This window comes from Streptomyces sp. NPDC020958, from assembly GCF_055562175.1.
On record NZ_JBVHFU010000002.1, the window covers coordinates 164292 to 178658 of the forward strand.

The window sequence follows — 14367 nt, forward strand, 5'->3', positions numbered from 1 at the left end:
TCATCGTGCGTCTTCGCACGTAGAGGCGGCGCGACCGTACCAAAACGTTCCCTCGCCGTAGCGACGGGACCGGAGAGCCTCGAAGCCGTCCGGCCAGCCGAATGTGCCGCCTCTGGTGCTGCGCTCCACGGTGACGAGGGCGTCGGGCGCGAGCCAGCCCTCCGAGTGGAGTGTGAGGAGAATCTCCCGAAGATCGTCGTCGGTGACGGCGTACGGGGGGTCGAGGAAGACGATGTCGTACGGCTGCGCGGGAGCCGGTGCCTGGATGATCTGTTCCGCTTTGCCCGCCCTCACCTCGGCGCCGGGCAGGCCCAGATTCTTCACGTTTTCTCGTACGACCCGGGCGGCTCTCGCGTCGGCCTCGACGAGGAGGGCGTGGCCCGCGCCCCGGGAGAGTGCCTCCAGGCCCACGGCGCCGGAGCCGGCGTAGAGGTCGAGGACGCGTTCCCCGTCCAGGGGGCCGCCGAGGAGGGACTGCCAGGTGGAGAAGAGACCTTCGCGTGCGCGGTCGGAGGTGGGGCGGGTGCCGGTGCCTGGTGGCACCGTCAGTCGACGTCCGCCGGCTGCGCCTGCGATCACGCGGGTCATCTCGGGTCCTTCTTCGGGGGCGGCTTCACGGGTTCAGTTTGGCAGGCCTACGGGGGTGGGTGCCCGGTGTGCGACGGCGTCCGCAGGTCCGTTGTGGCTGGTCGCGCAGTTCCTCCCCCAGCCTTCGGCCGGGGGTACCCCCAGCGCCCCTGACCGGGCGCGTCCGCTCAGCCCTTTTCCAAGAACTGCTCTCTCTCCTCGTCCAGGAGGGCGTCCAGGGCCGTCCGGAGGCCGGGCAGGCCGGTCAGCTCCGGGTCTCTCGCCACCAGTTCCGTCGCCTCCGCGCGCGCCTGCGCGATGATCTCCTCGTCCTCGATGACCGCCAGGACGCGGAGGCTGGAGCGGGCGCCCGACTGGGCCTGGCCCAGGACGTCGCCCTCCCTGCGCTGTTCCAGGTCGATCCTCGACAGCTCGAAGCCGTCCAGGGTGGCGGCGACGGCCGTGAGGCGCTGGCGGGCCGCGCTCGCCTCGGGCATCTCCGTGACCAGGAGGCAGAGGCCGGGGGCGGAGCCGCGGCCGACGCGGCCGCGCAGCTGGTGGAGCTGGGAGACGCCGAAGCGGTCGGCGTCCATGATCACCATGGCGGTGGCGTTGGGGACGTTCACGCCGACCTCGATGACCGTGGTGGCGACCAGGACGTCGGTCTCGCCCGCAGTGAAGCGGCGCATCACGGCGTCCTTGTCGTCGGGGTGCATGCGGCCGTGCAGGACCTCCACGCTCAGGCCCTGCAGCGGGCCCTTGGCCAGGTGGTCGGCCACCTCCAGGACGGCCAGCGGCGGGCGCTTCTCCGCCTCGTCCTCGGCGGACTTCTTCGCCTTCCCGGGGGCGGCCTCGTCGATGTCGTCGCCGATGCGGGGGCAGACGACGTACGCCTGGTGGCCGTTGCCGACCTCCTCCCTGACGCGTTCCCAGGCGCGGGCCAGGAAGTGGGGCTTGTCGGCGGCGGGGACCACGTGGGTGGCGATCGGGGAGCGGCCGGCCGGGAGCTGGTCGAGGACCGAGGTCTCCAGGTCGCCGAAGACCGTCATCGCGACCGTGCGGGGAATGGGGGTCGCGGTCATGACGAGCAGGTGGGGCGGCTGCTTGCCCTTGCCGCGCAGGGCGTCGCGCTGCTCGACGCCGAAGCGGTGCTGTTCGTCGACCACGACCAGGCCGAGGTCGTGGAACTGGACCTTGTCCTCGATGAGCGCGTGCGTGCCGATCACGATGCCCGCCTCGCCCGTGACGAGGTCCAGCATCGCCTGGCGGCGGGCCGCCGTGCCCATCGAGCCGGTGAGGAGGACGACCTTGGTGGCGTGGTCCGCGCCGCCCAGCATGCCGCCCTCGGCCAGCTCCCCCATCATCTCGGTGACCGAGCGGTGGTGCTGCTGGGCCAGGACCTCGGTGGGCGCGAGCATGGCGGCCTGGCCGCCCGCGTCGACGACCGCGAGCATCGCGCGGAGCGCCACCAGTGTCTTGCCCGAACCCACCTCGCCCTGCAGCAGCCGGTGCATCGGGTGCTCCGTGGCCAGGTCCTCGAAGATCTCCTGGGAGACCTTCCGCTGGCCGTCCGTGAGCGTGAAGGGGAGGCGGTCGTCGAAGGCCGTGAGGAGGCCGTCGGGGGACGGCCTGCGGGCCACCGCCGGGAGCTGGGCGTCGGTGTGGCGGCGGCGGGCCAGGGCCACCTGGAGGACGAAGGCCTCGTCCCATTTGAGGCGGTCGCGGGCCTGGGCGACGTCCGCCTTGGTGCCCGGACGGTGGATCTTGAGCAGGGCCTCGGGAAGGGGGACCAGACCGCGGCCCTCGCGAAGGGACGGCGGCAGTGGGTCCAGGGCCTCCTGGGCGCTGGGCAGGACCGTCTGGACCGCCTTGCCGATCTTCCAGGACTCCAGTTTGGCGGTGGCGGGGTAGAGCGGGATCAGGGCGCCCGCCCACGTCTCCACGGACTCGTCCGGGTCGTCGCCGCGCAGCAGCTCGTAGGCCGGGTGGGCCAGTTGGAGCCGACGGTTGAAGACCGAGACCTTGCCGGCGAACATCGCGCGGGTGCCCGGCAGGAGTTCTTTGTGGGGTTTGTGCACGCCGTTGCCGAAGAAGACCAGTTGGAGCCGGCCGCTGCCGTCGGTGATCGTGACCTCCAGGCGCTGGCCCTTGCCGCGGGGCGCCTTGGCGGAGGCGAACGAGTGCAGACGGGCGTCGGCGACCATGGCGACCACCGTCACGTGCTCGTCCATGGGCAGGTCGGCGAGGTGGGTGAGCTGGCCGCGCTCCTCGTATCTGCGGGGGTAGTGGTGCAGCAGGTCACCGACGGTGTGCAGGCCGAGGTGCTCGGCCATCACCTTCGCGGTGGCGGGGCCGAGCACTGACTTCAGCGGTTGTTTCAGGGGTTCTTCCAGTGCGGGCACGAGATCCATTGCACACCACGTCACTGACAACGCCGGATACGGTTCGGGAAACTCCTGGTCAGACGGTCGTTTCGAGACATAGGATGGCGCGCTCCGGCCATCCTTCCGCGGTCACCGCCCCATCAGGGACCGCCCGACCCCGCGCCGACCGCGTCTTCCCCCCTCCGGCGCAGCGACGATGGATTCCCAGACCTCACAGTCATCCCAGGCATCACAGTCACCTCATACGTTCCAGGTCGACCTGCGTGGACTGGTGGACCTGCTCTCCCATCACCTGTACTCCAGCCCCAAGGTCTACCTGCGCGAGCTGCTGCAGAACGCGGTGGACGCGATCACCGCCAGACGGGCCGAGCAGCCCGACGCCCCGGCGCGGGTGCGGCTGTACGCCGACGGCAGTGCCCTTCGGGTGGAGGACAGCGGCGTCGGGCTCACCGAGTCGGACGTGCACAGCCTGCTGGCGACCATCGGGCGCAGCTCCAAGCGGAGCGACGGGCTGCAGGAGGCCCGCTCCGACTTCCTGGGCCAGTTCGGCATCGGCCTGCTGGCCTGTTTCGTGGTCGCCGAGCGGATCCGGGTGGTCAGCCGCAGTGCCCGTACGCCGGACGCGCCGCCCGTGGAGTGGACGGCGCGCGAGGACGGGTCGTACACCGTGCGGACGCTGCCGCCCGAGGCACGGCCGGAGCCCGGCACCACCGTGCACCTGGTGGCGCGGGCGGGCGCGGCGGAGTGGCTGGCCGAGCGGCGGGTGCTCCAGCTGGCGCGGGACTTCGGTTCGCTGCTGCCCTACGACGTCCGGGTGGGCGAGGAGGCGGTCACCGACCTGCCCGCGCCCTGGGACCGGCCGTACCCCTCCCCCGCGACCCGCCGGGTGGCGCTGGCCCGGCACTGCCACGAGCTGTTCGGGTTCACTCCGCTGGACTCGATCGCGCTGGACGTGCCGCTGGCCGGGATCCGGGGCGTGGCCTACGTGCTGCCGTCGGCGGTGAGCCCCGCCCAGCGGGCCACGCACCGGGTGCACCTGAAGGGCATGCTGCTCACCGAGCGGGCCGAACAACTGCTGCCGGACTGGGCGTTCTTCGTGCGCTGCGTCCTGGACACGGACAGTCTGCGGCCCACCGCCTCGCGCGAGTCGCTGTACGAGGACGAGACGCTGGCCGCCGTGCGGGAGGCACTCGGCGAGCGGATCCGGTCCTGGCTGACCGGTCTCGCGGCCGGCGATCCGGGGCGGCTGTCCGCCTTCCTGTCCGTCCACCACCTGGGTGTGAAGTCGCTGGCCCGGCACGACCCGGAGATGCTGCGCACGATGCTGCCGTGGCTGCCCTTCGAGACCACCGACGGGCAGCTGTCCCTGGAGGAGTTCGCGCAGCGGCACCCGGTGGTGCACTTCACGCGGACGGTCGAGGAGTACCGGCAGGTCGCGCCGATCGCCTCCGCGCAAGGCGTGGGGGTGGTCAACGGCGGTTACACGTACGACAGCGAGCTGGTGGAGGCGCTTCCCTCGGTGCGGCCCGGGACCGTGGTCGCCGAGCTGGACGCGGACACCGTGACGGCGCACCTGGACGCGGTCGAGCCGGCGGAGGAGCTGGCGCTCGCCGGGTTCCTGGCGGTGGCGCGGGCCAAGCTCGACCCGCTGCAGTGCGACATCGTGCTGCGCGCCTTCCACCCGCTGTCGGTGCCCGCCCTGCACCTCGACGACCGTGCCGCCCGCCACGAGCAGGCCCGCGCCGACGCCGAGGAGCAGGCCGACGACCTGTGGGCGGGCATCCTGGGCTCGCTGCGCGGCAGCGCGCCCCGGGCCCGTCTGGTGCTGAACCACCTCAACCCGCTGATCCGGCGGATCAGTTCGCTGAAGGACCCGGAGCTGATCGGCACCGCGACCGAGTCGCTCTACGGCCAGGCGCTGCTGATGGCCCAGCGTCCGCTGCGGCCGGCCGACTCGGCGTTGATCAACCGCTCGTTCATCGGCCTCCTGGAATGGGCCACTCACGGGGAGGGCGACCGCTGATGGGCGACATCGCCGGGATCACCGACTTCGACTCGCTGCGCCGGGCGATGGCGGAGAACTCCGAGGAGCCGGAGGGGCCCGCCCGCAACGCGCGCGCGGAGCAGCTGCTGGCGGAGGCGGAGAAGCTGAACATCCCGCTCGCCGTGATCGAGGCGCTCGGGCACCAGCTGAAGGTCTACAACTACAGCTCCGAGAAGGACAAGATGTTCGTCCCGTTCGCGCGGCTGCTGCGGATGTGGGACGAGCGGCCCGGGGACTTCGACGAGTACGAGACGCATTCGCTGCACTGGGTCTTCAAGTGGATGACGGCCGGCATGCTCGACCAGCCGCACGTCCCGCTCGCCTCGATCGAGAAGTGGCTGGGCGAGATGGAGCACCGCTACCGGCTCGCCGGGCACTCGGAACGGGCGGTGCGCAGCGCGGAGTTCAGTGTCGCCGGGCACATCGGCGACCTCCCGCGCGCCGAGCGCGCGTACGCGGCCTGGCTGGCGGCGGACCGGGACCGGATGGCCGACTGCCACGCCTGCGAGCTGCACGGGCAGGGCGGCTGGCAGCTGCGCAGCGGCCGGGACGAGGAGGCCCTGGAGCTGTGGCGCCCGGTCCTGGAGGGCGAGTACAGCTGCGCCCACGAGCCGCACACCGTGCTCGCCTCCTCGCTGCTCCCGCTGCTGCGGCTGGGCAGGTTCGACGAGGCCCGCGCCCACCACCTGCGCGGATTCCGGCTGGTGCGCCCCATGGAGAGCATGCGGGGCGCCTACGCCGACCATGTGGAGTTCTGCGCGCTGACCGGCAACGAGGCGCGCGGTCTCGAGCTGCTGGCGGAACGTCCCGCCTACTTCACGGACACCGGTCAGCCGCGCAGCCGGATGGACTTCCTGGCGGTGGTGGCGCTGCTGATGGACCGGCTCACCGAGCTGGGCCTCGGGGGGCAGCGGGTGCCGGGGCCCGCCGGGCGCACCTGGACCGCCGGGGAACTCGCCGTGCACGCGCGCGGGGAGGCGCTGGAGCTGGCCGCGCGGTTCGACGCCCGCAACGGCACCTCCTCCGTGGGCGACCGGTTGCGTGAGCGGATGGCCCAGCGGCCGTTGACGGACCGGCTGCCGCTGGGGGTGCGGGCGGTCCGCACGGCGCCCGCCGGGCCGGTGGCACCGGCCGTCCCGGCCGCTCCGGCGGCTCCGCCGGGGCTGCCGGCGCTGCTGGCCGAGGCACGCCGGCTGTCGGACACGCTCCAGCCGCACGCCCTGGAGGCGTGGGCGGCGGTCGCGCGGGCCGCCGAGGAGACCGAGGTGGACACGTACGTCCGCGCGGAGATCACCGACCACACGGCGATGGGGCGCGGCCCGGAGGGCGTCGCCCTGTTCGAGCGGGCGGCCGAGCTGTACGCGGAGGCGGGCGACGAGGGCGAGGCGATCGCGGCACGCGCGCGTGCGGCGTACGTACGGGCTCTGTCCGGGGAGCTGGACGAGGCGCTGGCCGGGATCGACGAGCCGTACGACCGGATCCTCGCGCTGTACGCACAGGACGCGACCGGGGTGCGGCAGACGGCGTCGGTGCTGATGAGCCGGGCGCGAATCCTGATGCGGCGGGTGCACGAGCGGTCGACGGGTTCGGCGGCGGCCGAGCGGGCCGTACGGGAGCTGCTGGCGCTGGTCGGCGGGCGCGGCGGCACCGACGTACGGCTGGTGTCCCGGGCGGCCGAGGGACGGGCGATGCTCGCCGAACTCGCCGAGCACGCCGGGGACGGGGAGCGGGCGGCCGAGCTGTTCCGGCAGGCGTCGGCGCAGTTCGTGGGCGCCGAGCTGCCGTGGTTCGCGGTCGAGTACGAGGTGCGGGTGGCCGCGCTCGCCCATGAGCAGGGCGACCCGGCCGAGGCGGAGCGGGCGCTGCGCTCGGCCCTGGAGCACGGCGGGCCCTACGTGGAGCCGGTCGGGCGGGCGCAGCTGCACCTCCAGCTCGCCGAGGTGGTCGGCGGGCGGGGTGCGGCGGAGGAGGCCGCCGACCACGCCCTGCAGGCCGCGCACTGGGCCGACGAGGCCGGGGAGAGCGGCACACTGGGTGCCTGGGCCCGGCACCAGCTGGGCGGCTTCCTGCTGCGGCAGGGGCGGTTCGCGGAGGCCGCCGAGGTGCTCGAGTCGGCGCTGGCGGACCTGCGGGCCGAGACGCACGGGGACGGCGCGGTGGTCCAGACGCAGTGGTGGCTCGGGGACTGCCTGAGCGAGCTCGGTGAGCACCACGCGGCCGCCGAACGGCGGCTCCAGGCGGCCGAGATCGCCCGGCACTGGCCCGAGCAGCACGACCACGCCACGCTGGCCCACCTGGCCGCCGAGTCGCTCGGCAACGCGGGCCTGCCGGCCGAGGCCGACCAGGCCTACCGGCGTTCGGGCGAGCTGTGGCGGGCGATGGGCAACGTGCACTTCCTGGTCCGGTCGCTGCGCGCCCGCGCCTGGCTGGCGTTGCGCACGGAGGCGGGCCCGGCGGGCGCGCGGCAGCTGATGGCGGACGCGGTGCGGGAGTGCCGGCAGGCGCTGGAATCCGCCGGCGACCCTGCCGCGGCTGAGCGGCTGGCGGGTGAACTGGGCCAGACGCACCGGCAGTTCGGTGACCTGCTGGCCCGTTCCGTGTCCGAGGACGCCGAGGACGCGGCGATCCAGGAGGCGTTCGAGGCGGCGCTCACGGAGATGGCGGCGGCGATATCGGTGTTCGCCGGGCTCGGCGCGGACGCGCTGCACAGCCGTACCGGCGCGGAGCTCGCCGCGGGCTGGCTGGAGGCGGACCTGAGCCGGCCGGCGGACGCGGCGGCACGCGCGCGTGCGGTGCTGGCCGCCTACGAGGGCGCCGACCCGGCCGACGAGACGGTCCGGGCCCGGCAGGCGGAGGCCCGGCAGCTGCTGGAGCCCACGGAGCAGTGAGGGGGGCCGGGGCTCACTCGACGCCGATGAGGAGCGGGGCCCCCTGCCGGCCGCCGTCGTAGACCACCGTGTCGACCGCGAGGTACGCCTCGCGTACGCGTGCCCGCAGACGGTCGGCGACGCCCTCGGGCGCCTGGTCGCCGAGGACGAGGGTGACCAGTTCGCCGCCGGCCTGGAGCATGCGGTCCAGGACGGTCTCGGCGGTGGCCGTGACGTCCGAGCCGATCACCGCCACGTCGCCGTCGACGAGCCCCAGCACGTCCCCGGCCTGGCAGATGCCGGCCATCGTCCAGGACTGGCGCTCGGCGACCACGACCTCGGCGTACCTGGTGGCGCCGGCGGCCGAGGTCATCTGGACCACGTCCTCGTCGAAGCGGCGCTCCGGCTGGTGCACCGCGAGCGCGGCGATGCCCTGGACCGCCGAGCGGGTCGGGATGAGGGCGACCCGGATGCCCTCCGCGCGGGCCTGCTCAGCCGCCGCGGCCGCGGTGTGCCGCAGGTCGGCGTCGTTGGGCAGCAGCACCACCTCACGCGCGTGGGCACGCCGAACGGCGTCCACCAGCTCCCCGCTGGCGGGCGGCTCCCCGGGCCGCGCGACGACGACGGTGGCACCGGACTCGCCGTACAGCGCGGCCAGCCCCTCCCCCGGTACGACGGCGACCACGGCCCGCTGCACCCGCTCGCGCGGCGTCCGCTCCCCGCCGGCGTGCGCGTCCCCGGCACCGAAGTGGGTGATCCTGATCCGGTGCGGCCGTCCCGCCTCGACGCCCGCCTCCACGGCGGCACCGGCGTCGTCGACGTGCACATGGACGTTCCACAGGCCGTCGCCGCCGACCACCACCAGGGAGTCGCCGAGGGCGTCGAGCCGGGTCCGCAGCCGGTCCACGGCGGCCTCCTCGGCCTCCAGCAGGTAGACGACCTCGAAGGCCGGTCCGGCGGCGGCCTCGGCGCAGGTGTCGGCCCTGGCGTCGGAGACGGGGTCCACGCGCGCGTGGACCTGCCCCGTCCCGGCCGCCCGCCCGTCGAAGGGTGCCGGGGTCTCCCCGGTGAACGCCTCCACCAGTGCCCCCAGGACCGCGACCAGGCCCCGCCCGCCGGCGTCCACCACTCCGGCCCGCTCCAGGACGGCCAGCTGTCCCGGGGTCGCCGCGAGCGCCCTGCACGCGCCCTCGTAGGCGGCCCGCGCGACCGTCCCGCAGTCGCCTCCGGTCCCGTCGGCGGCGGCGGCAGCAGCGGTCGCGACCGAGAGCACCGTGCCCTCCACGGGGTGGGCGACGGCCTGCCGGGCGGAGGCGGCGGCGTGCCGCAGGGCGAGCCGGAGCCCCTCCCCGTCGATGTGAGTCGCCTCACCCTCGGTGAGCACCTGGGCCATGCCGCGCAGCAGCTGCGCCAGGATCGTGCCGGAGTTGCCGCGCGCGCCTATGAGGGCCCCGTGGGCCATCGCGTGGGCGGCGTCCGCAAGGGTCGGGACCTCCTCGCCCAGCTCGTAGCCCGCGAAGACGGCCTCCACCGCGCCGGTGGCCGACTCGACCGTCAGGTACAGGTTGGTGCCGGTGTCGCCGTCGGCCACCGGGTAGACGTTGATCGCGTCGATCTCCTCGCGCGCCCGGCCGAGCGCCCCGAGCGCATGTCCGCACCAGGCGCGTACCGCCAGAGCATCGAAGAATGTCTGCGGCACCTGCGCCACCTGCGCCTCCTTGAGCCGGCCGGACGTGGACGCAGCGTAGACCCTGCGGGGCCGACCGCCGGAAGAGGGCCTGGAGCGGGCCCCTGAGCTGCCATGCTAGTTTCGTCTAACCGTCGCAGCCGTTGTATGCTGCTCCGGTTGCCCGATCCGATCGGGCCATTCCCCTGGCAACGCCAATCAAGATCATCAGATCCATCGATCTCGATCCCGGCATGCCGGGATTCAACCGTAAGTGCATCTGAAGTCTTTGGAGTGACCCGTGGCTGCCAACTGCGACGTCTGCGGCAAGGGGCCGGGCTTCGGCAACAACATCTCGTTTTCGCACCGCCGTACGTCCCGTCGCTGGAACCCCAACATCCAGCGTGTGCGTACCGTGGTCGGCGGGACGCCGAAGCGCGTGAACGCCTGCACCTCGTGCATCAAGGCCGGCAAGGTCTCGCGCTGACGCACTGTCGCTGAGCGCGCGGCCACCGCTGGTTCGCTGCACAGAGCCGGTCCACCGGAAGGTGGGCCGGCTTTTTGCCGTGCCCGCACATCCCGGATCCGGCCGACCGCGTCCTGACAAGCTGTCCCCATGCGTTTCGGCATCCTGGGCCCCCTCGATCTGCGCACCGACGACGGCACCCCGCTCGACCCCGGCGGACCCCGGCCCCGCGCGCTGCTCGCCCTGCTGCTCCTGGACGCCGGCCGCGCGGTCTCCACACGGCGCCTCATCGACGGCCTGTACGGCGCCGAGCCGCCCGCAGGGGCCGCCAACGCGCTCCAGTCGCAGATCTCCCGGCTGCGCAGGCGGCTGGCCCCGCACGGCGAGATCGAGGCCACCGCCACCGGGTACCGTCTGGTGACCCCCCGCGGCAGCGTGGACGCGCACCGGTTCGAGGAACTGTCCGCGGCCGGCCGGGCCGCACTGGCCGCCGGTGACCACGCGGAGGCCGCGGCCCGCCTGCGGGAGGCCCTCGCGCTGTGGCGCGGCCCCGCGCTGCCCGACCTCCCGGACGCCGGTGCCGAGGCCGCACGCCTCGAAGAGCTGCGGCTGGCCGCCGTACAGGACCGCATCGAGGCGGAGCTGGTGCTCGGCGGCGGTGCCGAACTCGTACCGGAGCTGCGGGCCCTGCTGGCCGGCCGGCCGCTGAGCGAGCGGCTGTACGGGCAGCTGATGCGGGCCCTGCACGCGAGCGGCAGACCCGCCGAGGCGCTCACGGTGTTCGAGGAGGCCCGCCGGGCGCTCGCCGACCACCTGGGCGCCGATCCCTCGCCGGAGCTGGCCGAGCTGCACCTGGAGCTGCTCAGGGGCACCGGACCGGAGCGGCCCAGGCTGCCGGTCCAGCTCACCCGGTTCATCGGCCGTGAACCCACCACTACGTGGCCGGCTTCGACGTCCCCAACCACCTGGGCCTGGACCGCACCGGCCGGGTCTACAGCGAGCCCGGCCGCGCGGCCGTCATCGGCAACTACGACGGCGACCCGGACCGCGCCGGCGCGCTGCTGGTCTTCCGGTCCGAGGAGCTGTCGTACGACCGCCGGGACGTCCCGGCGGTCAAGCGGATCCTCCTGGACCGGTTCGCCGGGATGGGCTGGGAGGTCCCGGCCGTCCTCAAGGCCCTGGCGGAGACCGACGACCCGTACTTCGACGCGATCGCCCAGATCCACGTGGACCGGCTCGTCGAGGGCCGCGTGGCCCTGCTCGGGGACGCCGGGTACGGGGCGACCATGGGCGGGATGGGGACCGGGGTGGCGATCGTCGGGGCGTACGTCCTCGCCGGTGAGCTCGCGCTGGCGCGCGGTGACTTCCGTACCGCGTTCGCCGAGTACGAGACCCGGATCCGGGACTTCGCCAAGGGCTGCCAGAAGATCTCCGGTAACGCCGGCCCGTTCTTCGCGCCGCCCACCGAACGCCGTATCCGCAGCCGGGACCGGATGTACCGGATCCTGGCCTCCCGGCCGCTGGCCCGCTTCTTCAAGAGGATGACCGAGAAGGCGGCCACCGCCATCACGCTGCGGGAGTACCCCTTCTGAGGGCCCAGCCGTGGTCCACGGGCCCGATCCCGGCGCCGAGCGCGAACCCGGCCGCGATCGCCCCGGTGACGTACTCCTTGGCCGCCGCCACCGCCTCCGGCACGGACTGCCCCGTCGCGAGCCGGGCGGCGATCGCGGCGGCGAGGGTGCAGCCGGTGCCGTGCGTGTGCCGGTTGCCGTGCCGGGGCGCGCGCAGCAGATGTTCGTCCGTGCCGTCCGTGAGCAGGTCGACGGCGTCGCCCGGCAGATGCCCGCCCTTGATCAGCACCCACTTCGGTCCGTACGCCAGCACGGCGGCCGCGGCCCGTCGCAGACCGTCCTCCGACTCGACGCGGACGCCCGTGAGTTGCGCCACCTCGTCGAGGTTCGGGGTGGCCACGGTGGCGACCGGGAGCAGCCTGGTGCGGACCGAGTCCAGCGCGGAGGCGGCGAGCAGGGGGTCACCGTGCTTGGAGACGCCCACCGGGTCCACGACCGTGGGCACACCGGTCCCGGCGATCAACTCGGACACCGCCTCGACCAGTTCCGCCGAGGCGAGCATGCCGGTCTTCACCGCGTCCACGCCGATGTCGTCCACGACGGCGCGGTACTGGGCGCGCACCGCCGCCACCGGCAGTTCCCAGGCGCCCTGGACGCCGACGGAGTTCTGCGCGGTGACCGCGGTGACCACGCTCATGCCGTGGGCGCCGAGCGCCAGCATCGTCTTCAGGTCGGCCTGGATCCCGGCCCCGCCGCCGGAGTCGGAGCCCGCGACCGTCAGGACGCGCGGGAGGGTCATGACTCGATGTCCCCGAAGTGGTCCCAGCCGCCCTTGCTGGTCCAGGGCGCCCCGTCGACGGTGACCTGGGGCAGCGCGGACGGGTTGAGGACCTCGCCGATCACCTTCCAGCGGGCGGGCAGTTTCACGTCCGGCGGGAAGGTCGCCACGATCGCGTGGTCCTCGCCGCCGGTCAGGACCCACTGGATGGGGTCGACGCCGACGGCCTGCCCGATGTCGTTCATCTGGGTGGGGACGTCGATCGCGCCGGACCGGATGTCGATACGGACCTTGCTGGCCTCCGCGATGTGCCCGAGGTCGGCGATCAGCCCGTCACTGACGTCGCACATGGCGGTGGCGCCGAGGCCGGCGGCCGCCGGGCCCGCGTGGTAGGGGGGCTCGGGGCGGCGGTGGGCCTCCACGAAGGCGCGGGGCGACCGGAAGCCGCGCGAGAGCACCGCGTAGCCGGCCGCGGACCAGCCCAGCCAGCCCGTGACGGCCACCAGGTCGCCGGGCTGGGCGCCGGCGCGGGTGACCGGCTCCTGGTTGCGCAGGTCGCCGAGCGCGGTGATGGACACCATGATCGTGTCCCCGCGCACGACGTCCCCGCCGACCACCGAGGCGCCGGCCACCTGGCACTCGTCCCGGAGGCCGTCCATCAGCTCGCTGGGCCAGGTCACGGGCAGTTCGGCGGGGACGACCAGGCCGAGCAGCAGCGCGGTCGGCACGGCGCCCATGGCGGCGATGTCCGCGAGGTTCTGGGCGGCGGCCTTGCGGCCCACGTCGTAGGCCGTGGACCAGTCGCGGCGGAAGTGCCGGCCCTCCAGCAGGATGTCGGTGCTCGCCACGACCCGGCGGTCGGGCGCGGCGACCACCGCGGCGTCGTCACCGGGACCGACCCGGACCGCCGGAGTGGTGGTGAGACGGGAGGTGAGCTCCCTGATGAGCCCGAACTCCCCGAGCTCACCAACAGTGCCCTTCATTGCCCTGGCGCCCCTTCTGTGCCGTGCCGTGCCCGCTCGCGCGTCACCGTCGTCCTGGATACGGTCGAGGTGACCGTCAACTTCTGCCGTGCCTGCACCCTGGCGCGCAATCCCCTGTCCGCGCAGGTCTCCCCGCGGTGAGCGGCGACGCGATACCGTGGCGTTCCTTTTCCCCACATGATCCTCGTGGCCGCCCTGGAGGTTCCGTGGTACAGGCGTACATCCTGATCCAGACGGAGGTCGGCAAAGCGTCGACCGTCGCCGAGACGATCAGCAAGATCCCCGGAGTGATCCAGGCCGAGGACGTGACAGGACCGTACGACGTCATCGTGCGCGCGCAGGCCGAGACAGTCGACGAACTCGGTCGGATGGTGGTCGCGAAGGTCCAGCAGGTGGACGGCATCACCCGCACCCTGACCTGCCCGGTGGTCCATCTGTAGCCCCCGTCTACCCTTGGCCGGTGAACTTCTTCCGTCACCGGCCATTCGGTCTGTCCGCGCTCGCCGCGTTGGTGATCGCGACCGCGGGCTGCTCATCAGCAGACGACGCCCCGTCGGCGGCGGTTCCCCGTCCGGGCGCGGCGGCCGTGAAGCTCTGCGACCGCCTTGACCGGGTGCTGCCGACGAAGGTTGACAAGCTGGGCCGGCGTGATCCGGAACCGGCCTCTCCGCTCACCGCCGGCTGGGGCGGCGACCCGGCGATCATACTGCGGTGCGGTGTTCCGCGGCCCGCGAAGATGGCCGACCCGGAGGCGGACGGGGTGGAGGTGAACGGGGTGGGGTGGCTGCTGGAGCAGCAGGCCGACAAATCGTTCCGGTTCACCACGACGCTGCGGAAGGCGTATGTCGAGGTGACGATCCCGGCGAAGCGGACGGGGGATGGCATGGCGCCGTTGGTGAGCTTGGCGCCTGCCATCAAGGAGACGGTGCCCGAAGGGATCGCCGACTAGGCGCCGTGGCGGTTGAAGTAGTGCGTCGAGGGCAGGTCGTGCGGGGTTGCTCGCGCAGTTCCTCGCGCCCCTGACGGGGCGCTCCAGTCGGG

General features: G+C 73.6%; 10 protein-coding genes and 2 pseudogenes. 7 read left to right on the forward strand and 5 right to left on the reverse strand.

Annotation, left to right across the window (positions count from 1 at the left end; genetic code table 11):
- Both rsmD and recG read right to left on the reverse strand, forming a co-directional pair.
- A complete protein-coding gene (rsmD, locus tag ACZ3KP_RS06610; RefSeq protein ID WP_467496980.1) occupies window positions 1-588 on the reverse strand; it encodes a 16S rRNA (guanine(966)-N(2))-methyltransferase RsmD in 588 nt (195 codons plus the stop codon).
- 167 nt (window positions 589-755) lie between these two features.
- On the reverse strand, window positions 756-2978 hold the full coding sequence (recG, locus tag ACZ3KP_RS06615) for an ATP-dependent DNA helicase RecG (protein WP_467496982.1): 2223 nt from the start codon (window positions 2976-2978) through the stop codon (window positions 756-758).
- Between the two features lie 169 nt (window positions 2979-3147).
- On the opposite strand from recG, the gene ACZ3KP_RS06620 reads away from it, so the two are divergent.
- The gene (locus tag ACZ3KP_RS06620; RefSeq protein WP_467496984.1) at window positions 3148-4974 is read left to right on the forward strand and encodes an HSP90 family protein; all 1827 of its coding nucleotides are present in this window, start codon (window positions 3148-3150) and stop codon (window positions 4972-4974) included.
- An 8-nt stretch (window positions 4975-4982) separates the two neighbouring features.
- Window positions 4983-7883 carry a tetratricopeptide repeat protein gene (locus tag ACZ3KP_RS06625; RefSeq protein ID WP_467498050.1) on the forward strand — a complete coding sequence of 967 codons (2901 nt, stop codon included), beginning with the start codon at window positions 4983-4985 and terminating at the stop codon, window positions 7881-7883.
- A 13-nt stretch (window positions 7884-7896) separates the two neighbouring features.
- Here ACZ3KP_RS06625 and ACZ3KP_RS06630 read toward each other — a convergent pair whose 3' ends face one another.
- Window positions 7897-9570 (reverse strand): DAK2 domain-containing protein, encoded by a 1674-nt coding sequence (locus tag ACZ3KP_RS06630; RefSeq protein ID WP_467496986.1) that lies wholly within the window; start codon window positions 9568-9570, stop codon window positions 7897-7899.
- A gap of 259 nt (window positions 9571-9829) precedes the next feature.
- Between ACZ3KP_RS06630 and rpmB the strand changes: the two genes are divergently transcribed.
- The 3 genes and pseudogenes from rpmB to ACZ3KP_RS06645 all read left to right on the forward strand — a co-directional run.
- On the forward strand, window positions 9830-10015 hold the full coding sequence (gene rpmB, locus ACZ3KP_RS06635; protein ID WP_009190838.1) for a 50S ribosomal protein L28: 186 nt from the start codon (window positions 9830-9832) through the stop codon (window positions 10013-10015).
- Between the two features lie 129 nt (window positions 10016-10144).
- A pseudogene (locus tag ACZ3KP_RS06640) lies at window positions 10145-10921 on the forward strand (AfsR/SARP family transcriptional regulator); the annotation flags it as partial.
- Window positions 10922-10926: 5 nt separating this feature from the next.
- Window positions 10927-11586: pseudogene (locus tag ACZ3KP_RS06645) on the forward strand (Rossmann-fold NAD(P)-binding domain-containing protein); the annotation flags it as partial.
- Here ACZ3KP_RS06645 and thiD read toward each other — a convergent pair.
- Window positions 11561-12364: a bifunctional hydroxymethylpyrimidine kinase/phosphomethylpyrimidine kinase gene (thiD, locus tag ACZ3KP_RS06650; protein ID WP_467496988.1), complete on the reverse strand. Its 804-nt coding sequence runs from the start codon at window positions 12362-12364 to the stop codon at window positions 11561-11563. The pseudogene ACZ3KP_RS06645 and the gene thiD overlap by 26 nt on opposite strands.
- Entirely contained in the window at window positions 12361-13326 is a 966-nt protein-coding gene (locus ACZ3KP_RS06655) for a thiamine-phosphate kinase (RefSeq protein ID WP_358974982.1), read from the reverse strand. Before ACZ3KP_RS06655 ends, thiD begins: the two co-directional genes overlap by 4 nt.
- A 206-nt stretch (window positions 13327-13532) precedes the next feature.
- Here ACZ3KP_RS06655 and ACZ3KP_RS06660 point away from each other — a divergent pair, with 206 nt between their 5' ends.
- Complete coding sequence (locus ACZ3KP_RS06660; RefSeq protein WP_101400883.1) at window positions 13533-13766, forward strand: Lrp/AsnC family transcriptional regulator; 234 nt, start codon at window positions 13533-13535, stop codon at window positions 13764-13766.
- Window positions 13767-13786: 20 nt separating this feature from the next.
- Window positions 13787-14275 (forward strand): DUF3515 domain-containing protein, encoded by a 489-nt coding sequence (locus ACZ3KP_RS06665; RefSeq protein ID WP_467496991.1) that lies wholly within the window; start codon window positions 13787-13789, stop codon window positions 14273-14275.
- Window positions 14276-14367: the final 92 nt, after the last annotated feature.

What these genes read in the sequence shown, in the direction of transcription:
- rsmD (WP_467496980.1), bottom strand. Translation starts at nt 588, where the DNA reads ATGACCCGCGTGATCGCAGGCGCAGCCGGCGGACGTCGACTGACGGTG.
- recG (WP_467496982.1), bottom strand. Translation starts at nt 2,978, where the DNA reads ATGGATCTCGTGCCCGCACTGGAAGAACCCCTGAAACAACCGCTGAAG.
- ACZ3KP_RS06620 (WP_467496984.1), top strand. Translation starts at nt 3,148, where the DNA reads ATGGATTCCCAGACCTCACAGTCATCCCAGGCATCACAGTCACCTCAT.
- thiD (WP_467496988.1), bottom strand. Translation starts at nt 12,364, where the DNA reads ATGACCCTCCCGCGCGTCCTGACGGTCGCGGGCTCCGACTCCGGCGGC.
- ACZ3KP_RS06655 (WP_358974982.1), bottom strand. Translation starts at nt 13,326, where the DNA reads ATGAAGGGCACTGTTGGTGAGCTCGGGGAGTTCGGGCTCATCAGGGAG.